This window comes from Mesorhizobium sp. M1328 (assembly GCF_040318075.1).
In the GTDB taxonomy this organism is placed as follows: domain Bacteria; phylum Pseudomonadota; class Alphaproteobacteria; order Rhizobiales; family Rhizobiaceae; genus Mesorhizobium.
This window is the reverse complement of sequence record NZ_JAMYLO010000005.1, coordinates 83,787-99,926: the sequence shown is the minus strand read 5'-3', so window position 1 is coordinate 99,926 and position 16,140 is coordinate 83,787. Positions and strand designations below refer to the sequence as shown.

Annotated in this window: 17 protein-coding genes and 2 pseudogenes; 6 read left to right on the top strand and 13 right to left on the bottom strand. The window is 61.2% G+C overall.

What is annotated here, in order from left to right; all coding sequences use genetic code 11:
• Positions 1 to 18: 18 nt before the first annotated feature.
• The 8 genes and pseudogenes from ligD to NKH23_RS13230 form a co-directional block, all read right to left on the bottom strand.
• Complete coding sequence (gene ligD / locus NKH23_RS13265) at positions 19 to 1,914, bottom strand: DNA ligase D (RefSeq protein ID WP_353034803.1); 1,896 nt, start codon at positions 1,912 to 1,914, stop codon at positions 19 to 21.
• A gap of 541 nt (positions 1,915 to 2,455) precedes the next feature.
• On the bottom strand, positions 2,456 to 2,668 hold the full coding sequence (locus tag NKH23_RS13260; protein WP_352877559.1) for a DUF982 domain-containing protein: 213 nt from the start codon (positions 2,666 to 2,668) through the stop codon (positions 2,456 to 2,458).
• A gap of 37 nt (positions 2,669 to 2,705) precedes the next feature.
• Positions 2,706 to 2,948 (bottom strand): DUF982 domain-containing protein, encoded by a 243-nt coding sequence (locus NKH23_RS13255; protein ID WP_352877556.1) that lies wholly within the window; start codon positions 2,946 to 2,948, stop codon positions 2,706 to 2,708.
• An 8-nt stretch (positions 2,949 to 2,956) separates the two neighbouring features.
• Entirely contained in the window at positions 2,957 to 3,202 is a 246-nt protein-coding gene (locus NKH23_RS13250) for a DUF982 domain-containing protein (protein ID WP_353034800.1), read from the bottom strand.
• A 220-nt stretch (positions 3,203 to 3,422) separates the two neighbouring features.
• The gene (locus NKH23_RS13245; RefSeq protein ID WP_353034798.1) at positions 3,423 to 3,677 is read right to left on the bottom strand and encodes a DUF982 domain-containing protein; all 255 of its coding nucleotides are present in this window, start codon (positions 3,675 to 3,677) and stop codon (positions 3,423 to 3,425) included.
• A gap of 354 nt (positions 3,678 to 4,031) precedes the next feature.
• Entirely contained in the window at positions 4,032 to 4,259 is a 228-nt protein-coding gene (locus tag NKH23_RS13240) for a hypothetical protein (RefSeq protein ID WP_352458909.1), read from the bottom strand.
• A gap of 668 nt (positions 4,260 to 4,927) precedes the next feature.
• Entirely contained in the window at positions 4,928 to 5,125 is a 198-nt protein-coding gene (locus tag NKH23_RS13235; RefSeq protein WP_352492323.1) for a hypothetical protein, read from the bottom strand.
• 635 nt (positions 5,126 to 5,760) lie between these two features.
• A pseudogene (locus NKH23_RS13230) lies at positions 5,761 to 5,958 on the bottom strand (transposase); the annotation flags it as partial.
• A gap of 77 nt (positions 5,959 to 6,035) precedes the next feature.
• Between NKH23_RS13230 and NKH23_RS13225 the strand changes: the two are divergent.
• A complete protein-coding gene (locus NKH23_RS13225; RefSeq protein ID WP_352541505.1) occupies positions 6,036 to 6,287 on the top strand; it encodes a DUF6074 family protein in 252 nt (83 codons plus the stop codon).
• A 1,149-nt stretch (positions 6,288 to 7,436) separates the two neighbouring features.
• Here the strand turns inward: NKH23_RS13225 and NKH23_RS13220 are convergent.
• The 5 genes from NKH23_RS13220 to NKH23_RS34585 form a co-directional block, all read right to left on the bottom strand.
• Positions 7,437 to 8,462, bottom strand: coding sequence for an IS110 family RNA-guided transposase (locus NKH23_RS13220; RefSeq protein ID WP_352671815.1), 1,026 nt, complete (start codon positions 8,460 to 8,462; stop codon positions 7,437 to 7,439).
• An 83-nt stretch (positions 8,463 to 8,545) separates the two neighbouring features.
• The gene (locus tag NKH23_RS13215; protein WP_353034796.1) at positions 8,546 to 10,021 is read right to left on the bottom strand and encodes a deoxyguanosinetriphosphate triphosphohydrolase family protein; all 1,476 of its coding nucleotides are present in this window, start codon (positions 10,019 to 10,021) and stop codon (positions 8,546 to 8,548) included.
• A gap of 3 nt (positions 10,022 to 10,024) precedes the next feature.
• Entirely contained in the window at positions 10,025 to 10,192 is a 168-nt protein-coding gene (locus NKH23_RS13210; protein ID WP_156937410.1) for a hypothetical protein, read from the bottom strand.
• Between the two features lie 75 nt (positions 10,193 to 10,267).
• Complete coding sequence (locus NKH23_RS13205) at positions 10,268 to 11,674, bottom strand: hypothetical protein (protein WP_353034794.1); 1,407 nt, start codon at positions 11,672 to 11,674, stop codon at positions 10,268 to 10,270.
• Between the two features lie 210 nt (positions 11,675 to 11,884).
• On the bottom strand, positions 11,885 to 12,187 hold the full coding sequence (locus NKH23_RS34585) for a hypothetical protein (protein WP_023679058.1): 303 nt from the start codon (positions 12,185 to 12,187) through the stop codon (positions 11,885 to 11,887).
• An 18-nt stretch (positions 12,188 to 12,205) separates the two neighbouring features.
• Here NKH23_RS34585 and NKH23_RS34580 point away from each other — a divergent pair.
• The 5 genes and pseudogenes from NKH23_RS34580 to NKH23_RS13180 all read left to right on the top strand — a co-directional run.
• Positions 12,206 to 12,838, top strand: a pseudogene (locus tag NKH23_RS34580) (8-oxoguanine DNA glycosylase); the annotation flags it as partial.
• Positions 12,839 to 12,930: 92 nt separating this feature from the next.
• A complete protein-coding gene (locus tag NKH23_RS13195) occupies positions 12,931 to 13,365 on the top strand; it encodes a hypothetical protein (protein WP_156937412.1) in 435 nt (144 codons plus the stop codon).
• Entirely contained in the window at positions 13,365 to 14,567 is a 1,203-nt protein-coding gene (locus NKH23_RS13190; protein WP_023679061.1) for a PfkB family carbohydrate kinase, read from the top strand. Before NKH23_RS13195 ends, NKH23_RS13190 begins: the two co-directional genes overlap by 1 nt.
• The gene (locus NKH23_RS13185; protein WP_023679062.1) at positions 14,564 to 15,160 is read left to right on the top strand and encodes a 7-cyano-7-deazaguanine synthase; all 597 of its coding nucleotides are present in this window, start codon (positions 14,564 to 14,566) and stop codon (positions 15,158 to 15,160) included. Before NKH23_RS13190 ends, NKH23_RS13185 begins: the two co-directional genes overlap by 4 nt.
• 67 nt (positions 15,161 to 15,227) lie before the next feature.
• Positions 15,228 to 15,821: a nitroreductase family protein gene (locus NKH23_RS13180; protein WP_023679063.1), complete on the top strand. Its 594-nt coding sequence runs from the start codon at positions 15,228 to 15,230 to the stop codon at positions 15,819 to 15,821.
• Positions 15,822 to 16,140 lie beyond the last annotated feature (319 nt).

Here is a 16,140-nt window from a genome sequence, read left to right as displayed (position 1 = left end):
CTCTTCCCGCGTCGGACGCTACAGATTGGGCAAGGATTGGTCAGCGCGACCCCATCCAGCCAGAGCTTTGGAGGCTGCGCGTTTCTTTAATTCAGGAGCATCGCCCACGTGGAAATGTGAGGGCGCATCTATTGTCTTCATCTCCGCCCACGTGATCGGTGCCGCCACAGGGGCGCCCGGACGTGATCTTGCGCTGTAGGGCATGATCGCGGTCGCCCCGCGCTGATTGCGTAGATAGTCAACAAAGATGCGACCCTTGCGGCGCGCCTTTGACAACACGGCCGTGAAATGGGCCGGATCGCTCTGGGCGACCGCCTGCGCCAGGCGAGACGCAAAGTCCTTCACCTGGGGCCACTCGGCGCCAGGGATGAGGGGCGCGATGATGTGCACTCCTTTGCCTCCCGTCAGCATCGGGAAAGTCGTAAGCCCCAGCGATTTAAGGATAGCGCGGAACTGAAAGGCAGCGGCGCGGACAGCCTCAAAATCGAGGCCTTCATCGGGGTCGAGGTCGAACACGAGGCGGTCGGCCTTTTCGACATCCTCGATCCGAGCCCCCCATCCATGCAGCTCGATCGTTCCCATCTGGACGCACGTCATCAGTCCTTCGGCATCGTCGATATAGAGATATGGTTCCTCGTGCCCGTCCTTCTCCGTGATGCCGACGTGGTGGACTTTGTCGCCAAAGCTGCCGGCGTCGTGTTTTTGGAAGAAGCACTTCTTCGCGCGGCCCTGTGGGCATCGAACGAGACTGATCGGCCGGCTGCCAACCCAAGGAAGCATGATCGCCGCGACCGCCGTATAATGGTCGGCGAGCTGTCCCTTGGTGATGTTGGAATCCGGATAGATGACGCGGTCACGGTTACTTATCGCGACGGTTGTCGCAGACGCGGCGAGATCGGCTGCATGACGTTCCATCTCGACCACGACCGCCTCCGGCTTCTTGTCTTCGCGGAGACCAAGATAGCTCGGATGTCGTAATGTCCCTTCATTTGTCATTTCGGTGAAAGCAATCTCAGCGACCAGTTTCGGACGGAGCCAGTGTGCGCCGCGCACTTCGGCGCGTGGTGCGTCGACGGTCGCGGCCTTCTGCTCAAGCGGCGCCATGATCTTCAAGAGACGAAGAAGTTCAGCGGTATCGAAGCCGGTGCCGACTTTCCCGGCGTAACGCAGCTTGCCGCCGTCATGAACGCCAAGGATCAAGGACCGAAACGCGCGGACCTTGTCGGACGGCGTCCAGCCGACAATCACAAACTCCTGCCGCCTGATGCATTTGATCTTCAGCCAGCTTGCGCCGCGGGCTCCCACATAACTCGAGTCCGCGAGCTTTGAAATGACGCCCTCAAGACCGGCTGCGCAGAAACGATCGAGCAACTCTTCTCCGCGACCGAGGATATGGTCGGAGTAACGAAGGACCGGATTTTTCGCAGGCAAGATCGCCTCCAGCTCCGCCTTGCGCTCAAGGAGAGGAAGCCTAGTCAGATCTTCGCCGTCGAGCTGCAGCAGATCGAACGCATAAAAGTCGATAGTCGCCGGGGCACCCTTCAATGCATTCTGAAGCGCCTGGAAGTTAGATCTTCCTTCCGCATCGACAACCACGGCCTCGCCGTCAATCAGGGCGGAGCGCACCTTGAGCTTGCGAGCCTCGGAGAGGATCGAGGGAAAACGGCTAGACCAGTCCAGGCCAGATCGTGTGTAGGCTCGCGCCTCGCCACCGCCGACGGCAACGAGAATACGGTAGCCGTCGTATTTCATCTCATGGATCCAACGATCACCGGCAGGGACCGTGTCCACGAGCGTTGCGAGCTGGACCGGCCGGAAAGCGGGCGGCGCTAAAGTGACCTCGTCACGAGCGGGCGACTTCGCTTGACTAGCGCTCGACGCATTGATTGCCTTACGCGACGTTGGCTTGACCACTCTGACCTAAACCATACTCAGAGACGAAACAGCGTTATCCGCCGCCCAACGCGCGACTACTTCTTTAGTTTCGCTTCCGGCCGTGTGGAGCTTTTGCGATCATTGCCGACCCGCTTGATTAGCGCCTCCGCCTGAGGCCGTGCTTCCTGCCTCCGCCCTTCCATTCCCGATTTTCGCGCACAGCTCACAGGCGATAATCAAGAGCAGGAACGTGCCCTCAGATGCCGCCACAGCGTATCCGGTTTCTGCCATCGGCTTTAGAAGCCTGACATTCCGGTTCCGGTCCCCTATAGTGTGCGCACGGTTTTGATCTTCTCGTCGAACCCTGTGTTTCGATTGATGATTAGTCGACGTGCCCCATTGACGCCAAGTACCTCGCCCAGAGCAGCTCCGATGCCAGTTCAAGAAGTGCAAAATGGCCCATAAATGCGCCGACCAGAGTGAATGCTCTCGTATCCGGGTCTATTTCGAGCAGCGCGGACTTGGTCAGCATTAGACAGCCTAACGGGTCCTTCCCAATATAGCCATGGGCACCGGCCTGCTAGTCACGGAACACCCCCTCCTCCTTGGCGGCAGCCTCGAAAGCCTGACGGACCTCTTCCGGAGTCACTTGGTCCTGAAAAGCGTCGGCGCACAGTTGCACAGCCTTCCTCCACTTAGGTCCCATCTTGGTCCACTTCATGAGTTCCTCGGCGGCACCCTCGACGTTGTTGCACCCGTAGGTGACCCCAGGTCGGTCGCTCTTGACGTACACCGGAGGGGAGAACCAGTGGTTGCCACGACAACTCCTCCTACGGGGAAAGATACATCTTTGCCTCCTTAGCGGCAGCCTCAAAGGCCTTTCGTATTATGTGGGGATCAATTGAATCGCCCTCCAAGGCTGACAGGCAGAGGGTCACCGCCTTATGCCAGTGAGGCCCTCGCCGGGTCCATATCTTGAGCTGCTCAAGGGCTTCCTTCGCATTGGTGCAACCATGTCTGACACCGGTTTCAGTCTTCACGAACACCGGAGGGACGAACCAGATGGGCGCCATGATACCTCCTACTCAGGGGAGAGATACATGTTGGCCTCCCTGGCAGCCGCCTCAAAGGCTTCACGGACCTCTTGGGGGGACACCGTGCCCTCGAACGCGTCGACGCAGGATTGAACCGCCTTCGTCCACTTCGGGCCCTTTGTGTCCCACCCCATGAGTTCCTCGGCGGTTCCCTCGACGTGGCTGACCCCATTGCGAATGCCCGGACGTTTCGTCTTCACGTAGACCGGTGGAGAGAACCAGAGAGGACCCATAAGGGGGAACTTAGAGCGGCAAGAGCCCGCCGACCAACCCCGCTTTAGCCGCAGCTAAGGGAACGATGTAGGCCCTCGCGAGTTTGGAGGTGGCAGCGGGATTCTTCGTGGATGTGCAGCCGCTGTAGGGGGGTCCGTCGCCTCTCCCTCACCGGCGGCGGGCTCCTTTCGCGAAGGCGGTGTTGGTAAGAGACACCTAGAACCTTATACCGCATCCAATTTAGCTAATTGTCATTGGGGGGAGTAATGTCCCCTCCTCTTTGGCAGCAGCCAGGAATGCCTTGCGGGCCTCCTCAGGTTCCATCTCGTCGAAAATCACGGCCATGCAAACGCGCACCGCGAGGTCCCAGCAAGGGCCACGCTTGGTCCACTTCATCAGCTCCTCGCCGGCTGCTTCGGCGTTGTTTACGCTGCGGATAACCCCGGGACGCTCGGTCTTGACCGGGGCCGGAGGGTTGAACCAGTGGAGAGCCATGCGGTCACTCTTTGTCGGCCCGATCAAGTTCCTCCAGCAAATACTTTTGCTCAGCCCAGTTCCCGTTCTACAGGCAGAGTGAGCAGGTTGCGAAGGTAATTACGGATTACCTCTGACTATTGAAATGGCGCAGGACGGCGCGCTTCCGTTGCGATGCCACAGCGGCTGAAGTTGGCTGACAGCTACTCGCGACCGTCGATAGCCACGCAGAGGCCCATGGCAGTTGCTGCCTCGACGATCGCCTCGGTTAGTTCTTCGTTGGAGGCCACCAAATAAGGCGCAGTCTCCCGAGCTTCGCGTAGTGCCGCTTTGATCGAGACCGTGTCGCCACGGTCCGCCCTGTTGAGGAGGCGGTTATTCGCGAAGATCGAACCCGACGAACAGGCCAAAGGCTGGGGCAACATTGACAATAAGCTCCACCAGCTCGCAGTCAGTTTCCGCCAGATGTGGCCCGTCTCGGCGCACCGCTGCGATAGTCTCTTTGACGGAGATGATTTGGCCGCGACGGGCTTGTAGGATCAGCTCGTGAACAAGGTGTTTGGCAGTCACTTTGTCGGGTCGGCAGTTCGTCCAAACGTTCATACAAGGCCTCCCACCTCAGCGAGAACCCAAGGGAACATTCATGATCCTCTGTCGAGAAAAATCAAGAAGAATGTTTGATAACTTCTGAGTGGGAATCAGGGGGACAAGCCACGAAGCGAGCCTCTATACTCTTTGACCTGACGCTCAGCCAGCCCGCTAAGGGACTTCTTCCGTCGGCCCCTGTTTGGCCCGATCAATAGCCGCAAGTAATGACTGTAGGGTTGGCGGCAGTTCTGGTTCGACCTCCAGATTTAAGAACGTTTGTACGTGATGACGATAGCCTTCGGAACGGATCAGTTTCCGAAACGCTCCGGAGACAGACTGATGGTCTGCTTTGTTGCTCGTTGTCATGTTCGGGAAGTCCGTCCCCAATGAGCCGTAACTCGCCCGCAACGAACGGGTTCCATCAGGAGGTCGGAATATTTTGGCTGAAATTTCTGAGCGGGAGATCGGCTAACTGGCTCGCGCGAACACCCCCGTGCCCCCTTCGATCCGCCGAGCATTAATCCCCGCTGTTTGAACAGAAGATCGTGTCGATCTAGCGTCGGTGTTGCACATAGCGACCGTTGAAATGCTTCTGTCCAATGTTTGCTCACGCTGTGATGCCAACAGGGCAGGCTCTTGCGGCAGGGTGCCGCAAGGTCGCGACGATGAAACGCCGGCCCAGTTCAACCCGCGCGACGTCCTTCAAAGCTGGGGGGATCGATCTTCACCAAGCGGTCTGCGGCCTCGACCGCAGTTCGTATCCTGCTGCACAGCGCGAGATTTTCGGCCAGCATTTCTTCAGTGCGTTGAATCGCGAGCTCGGTCCGGTGGATGCGCTGCCTGGCATTGGCAACTTCCGATGTCAAAAGATCGGCCGCCATCCCGTGGCCGTGGGGTTCCATAGTATCCATGGGTTTCTAATACATGGGGGGCGATATCGTTCCGTGATGTCGGGCGAAACGGCGGGCCGCAGAATAGCGCGATGGGCCGAATGACAAATGCACTCCCTGTCAAAACAGCGCCAGAAACAGGCGAACGGCTTCGGCCGCTCTACCTGCCACGGGCAGAGGCGATCACGGTCCAGAGGGTCATTGATCTGTTCAGGCACGACTACAACGCAAGCGACGACACACTCAGGCGGCTGGTGATCAAGGACCGTCATCACAATCAGACAATGCCCGGTGCTCCGTGGAGAATAAGCGCTCCCGGTTTGGCTATGGCGCTCGCCGGCGATGATGACGCACTTGCGCGGTTGAGGCGGGACGATCGCGAGCACCCCACAACTCGGTATTTCAAGCGGCTCGGCATCCCGCGACCCTGACCTGTTATCAAAAGTTATGGTCGCGGCGACTGTCTAAAATAGACATTAAGTAGATGTCGCGGCCCGACAGGGCTCCAAGAGCGAACCGTTGCTGCCTTGCGCATCGCCCTCTAGGCCGCCGGCGTCGAGTTCATCCCGGAGAACGGCAGCCGCGCCGGCGTGAGGCTCCGCAAACCTTAGGCGTAGACTCTTACTGCGCAGCCACACACCTACTTTTCGCCATCGGACGAAGCGGTTGCAACAGGTGGTGCGCGGGCCATAGCGCTGAGGCAGGTCGCGCCATGGAGCACCGGAGCGCAGCACCCAGAAGATGCCGTTCAGCACGCGCCGATCATCAACACGTGGCACACCTCTTGGCTTGTTGGGTAGACGCTTTATTCCATTGCTGACCATTGTCCCAAAAAGCGCTGTTAACCAAATTTTCTCACCCGCCAATGCTTATTCGCGCGACTGAAGGGGTGAGGTGATCGATGTGTGATTCAAACATAAGCGCGTTTCCGCTGCATCGGCGGCGGAAGTTGGTCGAAGGGATCGCCCGGGTCCTGGAATCCAAGAACGGGAAGGACGCGAACGCCTTCTGGCGCAACACCGCCAAGGCAATTCTCGTTCAACTGTCCGAATCAGGAATTGCACCCGGGGTCGCCGAACAGGAAGTTGGAACGCTTCTTCATGCTGTCTTGGCCGATATCGCCACCCGCAGTGCTGCGAAACTTGCACAATAGCATCGGCTCACGATGAAGGATTGCCGCATAGAGACGCCCCGGGGCTCCACAAGCGTAGCACCACTGCATCCGTCAAACGCAGGTTTCTCACTGCGGATGAAAAGATAGGCGCGTTCGTCGAAATAATGCGCGCGAATGTGCTCTCGGGCGGAGATACGGCTCCGCCTCGCCTGTCCGGCGGTCATCGACCAAATCGAGGTAGGCGATGCGGAAACCCGCATTCACGAAAGGCCGACGGACCTTTTCCACGAGCTGAACCCGCAAAACCAATGAGCCGCCGTTGAGTTCCACACTGCCATTTATGCGACTTTCGAAGCACAAAACACGAACATGTAGCGGCGGCCTATGTGTTTTCGACGTAAACAGCACTGGCTCACTTCGGCTATCGGCCGGCTTGTGAATGACCGGAAGGGGGCCGTGACCCGACCGACTGCTTCTGGGTGTCGAGGATCGAATAGCTGTCGGACGCGCGGACCTCTTTTATCTGCGGGTTCCGATTCCGTAGCAGACTTTGGTACATCAAATTCACAAACACCGCTCTCGGGCTCTTTGCTGATGTTGAGAATGTCTGCCTGAGGCAACGCAGCTAAGGTCAGCGGGAGAGTTGGGTTCTCAGGACCGCTGAGATCCCGGAATCAAAAGGCTGGTACCTCGTAAAGCGAAAAACCCGCCGGCAGCGGGGCTGCCTTCCAATCAATAGCAATGGCTACCCGTTTGGGCTGGACGACCGGCCGCCCGTTCACACACCCCGCCAGGCTGGTCGGTCGGAACCATCGAGATCGAGCCAAGCGGTAAAGCCCCAAAGCACTACGGGCCCGACACCTACCGCTTCGGCGCCGCGCTGACGCGGGAACCAGGGTCCACGCAGACTGATGGAGCACAAGTTATATCGGTCGTCTAATCGCGGACCAAAATGCAAGCCCAAATTTGTATTGAGGCGTCGTTTGCCGGGAGCACGGTCGTCTTCGCGGTCGACATGAAGCCGCCGCATGATGGGCTTCGCGAGGGATGGAGCCTTCCAAGGTTTGAAACGCAATCGCGAGCGTAGTGCCGCCAACGATGCAACTGACACAGCGGAATGGCTCGGCCCACGTCCTGGCAGGGACGTCTCGTTACGCCTCGGGTAGGCGCATTCGAACTTCCTTATGGTCAGGCCACGATGGCTTCTTCCCGGTTGAACAACTCACCGGATTTTAGCATCGCATGCATGATGACAGCGAGCTTGCGGGCGACAGCGACAGCTGCCCGCTTGAAGCCGATCTTCTCACGCAGCTTCAGCCCCCATGTGCGCAGACTGCTGTCAGCCCGGCTGCGCGTAAGGATCACGACTGCGGCCTCATAGAGAAGCCCTCTCAGGTGAGGATCCCCACGCCGCGAGATATGACCATCATAATCGACTTCGCCGGATTGATAGCGTCGGGTTGTCAAACCCAGCCACGCGCCGACAGCGCGCGATGTCTTGAAGTTCGATGGATCCTCGATGGCGCCGATGAATGAAGTCGCAGTGATGGTGCCGACGCCGGGAATCGACATCAACAGCTGGCATGCGTCATTGTGCCGGGCGTTGGCGACGAGCTGCTGTCCAAGTTCAGCAGCGCGGGCGCGCATGCTGAGCCAAGCCTCGAGAAGGGGCAGGACAATCCGGGCAAGCTCTTCCTGACCGGCCAGCAGGCGCCGGACGTCGGCTTCGAACTTGCCGCCCTTGCTTCGCGGAATGATCAGCCCGAACGTCTTCATGAGCCCGCGGATCTGGTTGGAGAGCTCGGTCGTGATCTTGACCAGCCGGCTCCGCGCGGCCACCAGCGTGCGGCTCAGCATGCTGTCATAGCCCTTCACCCGCACCTCGCGGTAGAAGCCGACCTCCGCCAGATGCGCCAAGCCGTCGGCATCGTTTGCGTCCGTTTTGTTCGGCGCCATGTCCAGCGCGGCCTTGGCATGCCGGGCGTCGATGCAGATCGCCGGAAGTCCTTCGGCGCTCAAGGCATGATAGAACCACACCGACAAGGGTCCTGTCTCGAACACCACCCGCTTGGCCGCCGGCGCCCGCTTGCGGAGAACGTCCGCGACCAAACTCGGATCAGAGGGACATTTGCCGCGCCAGATCCATTTGCCGCCACGCCGCACAGAAATCGCCGTCTCTTTCAACGACACGTCGAGACCGATATATTCGCTCATGGTTGTTCTCCGTTCGATGCTTGGGCCCGGCGTCCAGTCGTGAGCCCGTACTTCCATCCTATCGGGGAACAACCACCCGCTCTTCAATATGTGACCGCTTCCGGCTTCAGGGCGACTCGCTCCGCGATTACCCCATGTTTGAACATGCTTTCAGCTGCATCGGAGTTGAGGCGCGCCCAGAACTCCATCGCGTACCTGTCCGTCATGCCGGCGACGAAGTCGCAGACCTCACGTGCTTTGACGCTTACATTAGGCGCTTTCCGAATGCGGCCCCGGACATCGGCGGGCATCAACAAGTCACCCCGGTCTCCCATCAGGGCCTTGAAGATGTCGGTGACGAGGTCGTAGCCCCGGTATTCACCAAGCTTCACGCGCGGCGCATAGATCGCAGCCACAAATGTGTACTGCTTCAACACCTCCTTGCGGAGCATGAGCTTCTCCGGAAGGTATACCTGGCTGAGTGATGGGCACTCTTTGTGGGCTTTGAGTTCGACCCCCGAGATGAACTGGTGTACGAGCTCCGATGAGAACTCTGTCCTCTTGTAGCCGTCCTCGCTCATGACCTTGGAGGTGCGGTACGCCTCGGCGAATGTCAGCAGGCTCTCGTCGCGCTTCGCTTGTTGGGCGATGTCGTCTTCTATCACGATGCCGTCGAGCGGCGAATCCGCATCCTCCGCCGGCTGCTCTATTATCTCGGAGAATATCTCCATGAAGACAGCCTGTATCTCATTGATGGTCACCGTCCGCTTCATCGGCTTCGAGGCCCGTTTCGCTACCGCGCTGAGCAAGGCGTCGTCCGAGGCCAGCATCTCCGCAGGGGACAGGAACCCGACTTTGAAGCAGTCCTCAAGGTCGTAGACCGAGTAGGCGATGTCGTCCGCCAGATCCATGATGCTGCATTCGATCGTGCAGAATTTCTCCTCAGGACCGAGGACGTAGCCGTTGAGCGCCGATGCCTTGACCCGGTCGACGATAATTTTCTCCGAGCCGTAGTAGCCTTTGACAAAACCGTCCGCCGCCTTCCGGATGGCGGGTATCTCGTTGTCGTACTTCAGAGTGGCCGCGATGGTCCGATGGCAGAGATTGAGCCCTGCCCTATCGTCCCCCGCCAAAGGTTCGGCGTACCGCAACTTCTTCTCAAGGCGCGTCAGGATTCTGAGGGTCTGCGCGTTCCCCTCGAAGCCGCCGTAGCGTTGCATTGCCTTGTCGAGCGCGCTCTCGCCGTTGTGGCCGAACGGCGGGTGACCGATGTCGTGCACGAGCCCGGCGGTCGCGCAAAGCCTTGGGTCGATCTTGCCGCCGAGATCCTTGTCGTAGTCGTAGTTTATGCGCTCGGCGATGCCCTGAGCGATCTGCGCCACTTCCAGAGAGTGGGTGAGCCGGTTGCGAAAGAAGTCCGACTCCCTGCTTGGGAAGACCTGGGTCTTGCCCTGCTGCCGGCGGAAGCTTGCGGAGTGGATTATCCGCCCGTAATCTCGGCCGAACTCGTCGCGCCACTTTTTGTCGTGGCCGTCCTTCTCGGGGACTACTTCTCGGCTGCGGTCCGCATCGGTGTACATGGTCTAGGCCGGCTGATTAACGTGGCCGTGCTGCTGTCCATCTTTACCAGCATCCTGCTCCTTCTTCTCCTGCGCACGCTGCTCGGCCAGGATCCGTACCGTCTCCCGCAGAGTGCTCAGTTCCCGCTTCGCCTCCTGCCTTGCGTGCACGACAGCCTGGAAGTTTGCCATTCTATTCTCCTGCTTGGTTGTCCACCCAAGGTTGGCCTTGGATGTTCTCATTATGTTCTATTTCGACGGCCTTGGCTATGCATCGTCCGCCCGAATCATGCGCGTGGGTACCCCGGCCTTTCGTGCGACGTCGGCTATGTGGCTCGTCAGACCGACCTCGCCCCGCAGCAGGAGCCCGTGCCCGGTCGGAAGCGACTGTACCCGCAGCCGCAACGATTCGAGACCCTCCGACACGTCGAATACTGCCCATCCGTCCGCCTCGCCCGGAACGATGATCGAGCCGGCCGAACGGCTAGCGCCACGGTGAAGTTGCATGACCCAGACCTGCTCGCCGTCGAACGCCCACTCGAAGCGTACGTCGCCCAGCGCGGCGACGAGGCGGGCGTGCGTGGCCTTGACGGTCGCCACCACTATATCCGGAAGGGCCATCGGCGGCGTAGTGCCCTGCATGAAGTCCTCGCCGGTGCCGCGGGCGCCTTCAACATAGAGGATGCGGTCCGCACCCTGCACCGCTGCGCCCGACCAGACGGCCGGCACGGCCTCCTGGGCCAGCACGGATACGATCGCGGTGCCGTCGGGATCCTCCCTCGACAGTAGGGAGAAGGGGTCCAACCATCCTCGCGAGGTGGTGAACTTGCCCGGTACCTGTTCCACCGGACACGTCCTGGTCCAAATCTCCTTGGACCCGGTCGGCGTGCCGAAAGCAAATGGGGCCAAGCGCCGGCCAATTACCGTGCTCCGTGGAACCGGAAAACCAGCCAGGTGCGCGACGAGCAGGCCGAACGCTTTGTCGCCCATCATCCGGGAGAAATCGTTGGGCCACCGAACGTCCACCCGATTGCCGGGCAGGGTTTGGTGGGCACCAAACTCCCAATAGAGAACGTGCGACTGCCGGTAACCCCGCGGTGCGGGGTGGAGGCTGAACTCGAGGCGGGCCGCCTCGCCGTGGGCGAGCTCGGGCCCGAATCCAAAGACGGTTTGGAAGGCGGCGTTGGCCCACGGGGCAGGGAGGGAGGCAAAACCTTCCCTCTCGACGCCACGGGGCGTCGCGTCGGGACGGAACTCCACGACATCATCGAGGATCACGCCGGAGACGCCGCCATCGGACACGTCGATGGTCTCATTAACTATGGCGAAGCTTCCGTCCGCCGCGAAACGGGCCAAGGCGGTCAGAACGGCCTCAGAGTCCTGCAGCCCATAGAGGAACTCGCGGCTCTGCGAAGACGCTTCGCTGAAGGTGCGAATGTTGACCGTTCCTTCCCCGCTCCGTTCGAACAGCGCCTGCACGGCTTCCGAGGCGGTGGCGAATTGGTGGTTGGCCGGCAATCCGGCCAGCCGGCAGTATTCCTGCCGGGGTCCCGAGGGCGACGGCGAGAAGCTCACGAACTGGGCGACGTTGAACCTCTCGGCCAGTCGGTCCAGCGTGGCGTCCTTGCGGAAGTCAGGCGGGGCGAGGTGAGACAGGTTTCCGGAATGGATCATCGGCGCTTGGGATCCAACATGGTCATCAGGTCTCGCTGCTCATTGGTTTTACACTTGGGACGGTAAACACTCCCTTTGCAAGCGACAAATCGACCGCAGCTTTTTGCACAAGCAAAAGACGGTACTGCGACAGCCTGGCACTTGCGGCACCGGGCCACGGATCGCGTGCCCGACGATTCTCGCCGCCGAATCCCTTTCGCGCCCTCTCTATCATACGAGAGCCGAAAGGTTGTTAAGAATATGCAGAATATGCATTCGATGCTCCTCCGGCGCGTTGCGCAGGCGGCTCATGGCCTCCTCCAACTCCGAACCGGACGCCGTTGCCGTGCTGTCCGCCTTCACGAGCCAGTCAGCGAGGTCGGCCTCGAGCCCGGCGGAAGGCGGCACCTTGCGCGAAAGAACCTTGCTCACATGCCCTTGGGTGACGCGGCAGAACTCTGCCAACTCGCGCTGTCGAGTGCGAGTGCTCCTTAGGACGGCGTTCACGGTATCGATGATATCCGTCGATTGCATTGACCTGTGTTTCACGAAATGAATATAATGCATAATTCCTCGGGACAATTTATGCAACACGTCATCTCCCTCCACAACGGCACACCCGTGAGACTCTTCCTGCCCGATCCTGCGGAGTCCGTGGTCCCGGGAGTGGCTTGGGGCCGGTTTGAAGAAGCGTTGACCCCTGCGTTCTGGGCCGCACAGGCCTGGATGCAGGAATTGGCGGGCGGTGAGGCGTTCGGCCTTGGCGACACCCTGGCGGAGGAAGTTGCCGCCTGCCTGCTCGGTGGGTACGGTGCGCCCGCTGAAGTCGGTCTCGCGGCATATGGGAGGGTGCGGCAAGCGATGCGTAGCACTGCCGTCGTTGACGTCGGTGCGATCGAGGCCATGCTGACGATGCCTCTGAAAGTTGGCGACAGGTTGGTCCGGTATCGCTTCGCCAGGCAAAGGTCGCGACAACTGGGAGAGTGCCTCGCGAGGATCGCCGATATCGACGAGGCCGCGCTGGACGACATCTCGCTCAGGGACGCACTGACGCGGCTGCCGGGGATCGGCCCCAAAACGGCATCTTGGGTTGTCCGGAACCGCCGGGCGAGCGACGAGGTCGCGATACTCGATATCCACATCGTGCGGGCGTGCGTCCATATGGGAATATTCGGCGGCGGTGCGACGCCTGCGAGGGACTACGCGGGCCTCGAATCCCGTTTCATCGGGTTCTGCCGCGCTGCTGGCCTACGCGCTTCCTTGCTCGATGCACTGATGTGGCGAACCATGCGATCGATCGGCCCGTCATTCGCGGGCTTGCGGCCAGCGTCGAATCCGAGTTCAACTGGAGGACGCAGCAGGGGGAAGACAGCATGTCCGGAGGTGGCGGCTCGAGCAGGGACGATCTGAGTCCGGGAATCGGAGGGGGGCCGGACACCTGCGGCCAGACCTACAACGCCCCCATCAACAGCCCCAAGCCTTCCGTGCTGGGGCCCGTGTCCATCGGTACCGTTCTCACCGTCGACGTCGTCCCCACCGGCACTACCAGCACCCTTGTCGTCCGTGACGCGATGGGACGAATCGGCGGCTCCCTGACTTTCCTGGGCTATACGCAAGTCATCAACTGCATCGTCCAACGTGGCGTGGCCTACACGGCGACGGTGCTGGCCATCGCGGGCGGCGTCTACACCGTCGAGGTGGTTCCCGTCTGATGCGCAGCCTTTCGGTGGTCGGCGGCATCTACCGCGAGCGCTGCCTGCAACCGACCTGGGATGCCGTCCTCGGGTCCGCCGGTCGCGCCGCCCAGGCACTCGGCACCGTCAAGGCTTCGCGGAAGCGGTTGCACGCTTACATGGGCGATCGGGCGCGGAGCGAAGTCGAACTCCTCGCCGAGCTCGCCGACTTCGAGTTGGTACCCACGGACCTGCCTTTCCTGGTGTTGTTTGACTACGCACATACGCTTGGCGACCCTGTCATATCGCCGCCGATCGGCTTGATGGGCCAGCGACCGCCGCTCGCAGTCAAAGACGACGTCGTGCTCCGCTACGGCATGCTCGAGGGCGATGCCGTCGTCGCCGCCAACATCGCGGTTTACGATCCACAATCCGCTTTCGGCGCTGCCGCGTTCACTGCCAACGGCTCGTCGGCCAAGAGGCTTGCAGTGGTGCTCAACAGGCTCGAGATGCGCTCGATCACGGGCGAGGAAGATCCTCGCGCCGGCGCCGACTGGCTGTTCCGGAACGACGGCGCCGAGGTGGTCGTGCTAAAGATGGGTGCCTTGGGCGCACGGGTAATCACGCCGGATGGGGCGTGGGAAATCCCCCTCTATCGATCGGAGCGCGTTTGGAAATTGGGATCCGGCGACGTCTTCTCCGCAACGTTCGCTGCAATGTGGGCCCTGGAGGACATGGCGCCCGATGACGCGGCGGACATCGCGTCGCGGGCGACCGCGTGGTACTGCGGCCACCGCGCCCTTCCCACCCCGGACGCCGCCACGCTTGCCACGATGCCGTTCGAGCAGGTGCGCCCGGGTACGGGCCGCATATACTTGGCGGCGCCGTTCTTCGACCTCGGGCAGCGCTGGCTGGTGGAGGAGGGCAGGCGTGCCCTGCTGCAAGCAGGTGCCCAGGTATTCTCGCCCATCCACGAGGTCGGACCCGGCGCGGCCGAGGTCGTCGCTCTGGCGGATCTCGCCGGCATCGAGGACTGCGACGTGCTCCTGGCGATCATCAACGGGATGGACCCCGGGACCGTCTTTGAGGCGGGCTACGCCATCCGCAAGGGCATACCGGTCGTCGCGCTGGCCGAGAATTCGCGGGAGGAGGATCTCAAGATGTTCGTAGGCTCCGGAGCGACGGTGACCAACGACTTCGCGACCGCCATCTACCAGGCTGTCTGGAGACTGCCGCGATGACTACCGCCTTGCTCCTGTCGGGCGGGATGGACTCTGTGAGCATCGCATGGTGGCTTCGGCCCGACGTCGCATTGACCATCGACTACGGCCAGAAGCCGGCCGAAGCCGAGATCGACGCCGCCGGCCACGTGGCCCAACTGCTCGGCATCTCGCACGAGGTGATCCGGGTCGACTGCTCATCCCTGGGTTCTGGCGACATGGCCGGTACCGCGCCCGACGCCGCGGCGCCAGTGTCGGAATGGTGGCCCTTCCGGAACCAACTGCTCGTCACGCTGGCCGGAATGGCGGCGGTGCGCCGTGACGTGTCGCGGCTGCTGATAGGCGCTCTGGCCACCGATGGCGCCCACGCCGACGGTCGGCCGGAGTTCGTGGAGCGGGCATCGCGGCTCATGGCCATGCAGGAGGGCGGGATAGTCGTCGAGGCGCCCGCCATCGAACTCGATGCGGTTGAGCTGGTGCGTCGATCGGGAATCGATCAGGGCACGCTTGCCTGGGCGCATTCCTGTCATACCGGCAACTACGCTTGCGGCAGGTGCCGCGGCTGCACCAAGCACTTCAACACATGGCAGGCCCTTGGCTGGACTCCTCACTGACGAACCCCACCCTCGAACGCCAGCAGGGAAATGGGTTGCGTGGCTCCCGCCCGACTGCACCCTATCGGTGCTGGACCCGCCGCAGCCAACGCATGAGCACGCCTTCCAGGAAACGCTGCAGGCCCGCCGATCAAGCGTCGGGGGTGATATTGCTTGGTCGGATATCGAGGCGGTGCTCTGGCATTCGGCCAGAACGGTCACGAACGGCGGCGTCGGGCGCGCCGGGATCGAGATTGAGCGGCGGCCAGCGCCGGCGGCGGGCGGGCTTCACTGCATCCATATAGTCTGCCAGATGTGCGCAAACGATGGGCAGCCGAGGCTATACTTGCCCAGGCATGGGTTCGCTGAGCTCAACCACCGCGCTGGCTCGGCTGCATTAAATCGGGCGGAGGTGGTCCAGCTGCTTCCGGGGGCCGCAGGCTGCACGCTTCGGTTCGTGGCCGACATGGACAAGGTCTCAGCGGCGTACAACAATCCGGAGAGCTTGGTGTGGCGCGATTCCGGAGCCCTGGCGGCCACAATAGGTCTCGTGGCCGAATGGCTCGGCCTTTCTGCAACCATGCTGGGTATTGCGGGTGGAGAATACATGCGGTCGATCGGATTTCCCGGCGAACGCTTCCTCGCCGTGGGCGGTATCCAAATTTCGTCCAGGTCTCGCTAGCCAGTAAATGCAGCATTAGCAGGCGGCGAATCGCGCTCGTTCGCTGTTTCACTTTGAGAATCCCGTTGGCTTCCAGCTCCCTCTCAAGTTCAGGCAGTGCCTACTCCGGTCTCGCCAGGGCCAGAAGCTGGCGGGCCAAGTAAGGGCGACGTGGTCAATCTTGCCCAATTCAGAGTAGGTATCGTCCAAGTCCGTTACCGTCCGAATTGGACGTCGTGCCAAGGGCTGGCGGATGTCCGCTTTTGGGAGCCGGTCGACGACACCGGAGCGGCTGCAATTGGGCGCAAAGCCGCCGTTCACCTCTCTTCAAGTCAACGCT

Bases quoted from the DNA above. Each gene is read 5' to 3' on its own strand.
- NKH23_RS13185 (WP_023679062.1), top strand. From the start codon at position 14,564: ATGACTACCGCCTTGCTCCTGTCGGGCGGGATGGACTCTGTGAGCATC.
- NKH23_RS13255 (WP_352877556.1), bottom strand. From the start codon at position 2,948: ATGGCGCCCATCTGGTTCGTCCCTCCGGTGTTCGTGAAGACTGAAACC.
- NKH23_RS13215 (WP_353034796.1), bottom strand. From the start codon at position 10,021: ATGTACACCGATGCGGACCGCAGCCGAGAAGTAGTCCCCGAGAAGGAC.
- NKH23_RS13250 (WP_353034800.1), bottom strand. From the start codon at position 3,202: ATGGGTCCTCTCTGGTTCTCTCCACCGGTCTACGTGAAGACGAAACGT.
- NKH23_RS13205 (WP_353034794.1), bottom strand. From the start codon at position 11,674: ATGATCCATTCCGGAAACCTGTCTCACCTCGCCCCGCCTGACTTCCGC.
- NKH23_RS34585 (WP_023679058.1), bottom strand. From the start codon at position 12,187: ATGCAATCGACGGATATCATCGATACCGTGAACGCCGTCCTAAGGAGC.
- NKH23_RS13220 (WP_352671815.1), bottom strand. From the start codon at position 8,462: ATGAGCGAATATATCGGTCTCGACGTGTCGTTGAAAGAGACGGCGATT.
- NKH23_RS13235 (WP_352492323.1), bottom strand. From the start codon at position 5,125: ATGGCGGCCGATCTTTTGACATCGGAAGTTGCCAATGCCAGGCAGCGC.
- NKH23_RS13245 (WP_353034798.1), bottom strand. From the start codon at position 3,677: ATGGCTCTCCACTGGTTCAACCCTCCGGCCCCGGTCAAGACCGAGCGT.
- NKH23_RS13225 (WP_352541505.1), top strand. From the start codon at position 6,036: ATGTGTGATTCAAACATAAGCGCGTTTCCGCTGCATCGGCGGCGGAAG.
- NKH23_RS13240 (WP_352458909.1), bottom strand. From the start codon at position 4,259: ATGAACGTTTGGACGAACTGCCGACCCGACAAAGTGACTGCCAAACAC.
- NKH23_RS13190 (WP_023679061.1), top strand. From the start codon at position 13,365: ATGCGCAGCCTTTCGGTGGTCGGCGGCATCTACCGCGAGCGCTGCCTG.
- NKH23_RS13210 (WP_156937410.1), bottom strand. From the start codon at position 10,192: ATGGCAAACTTCCAGGCTGTCGTGCACGCAAGGCAGGAGGCGAAGCGG.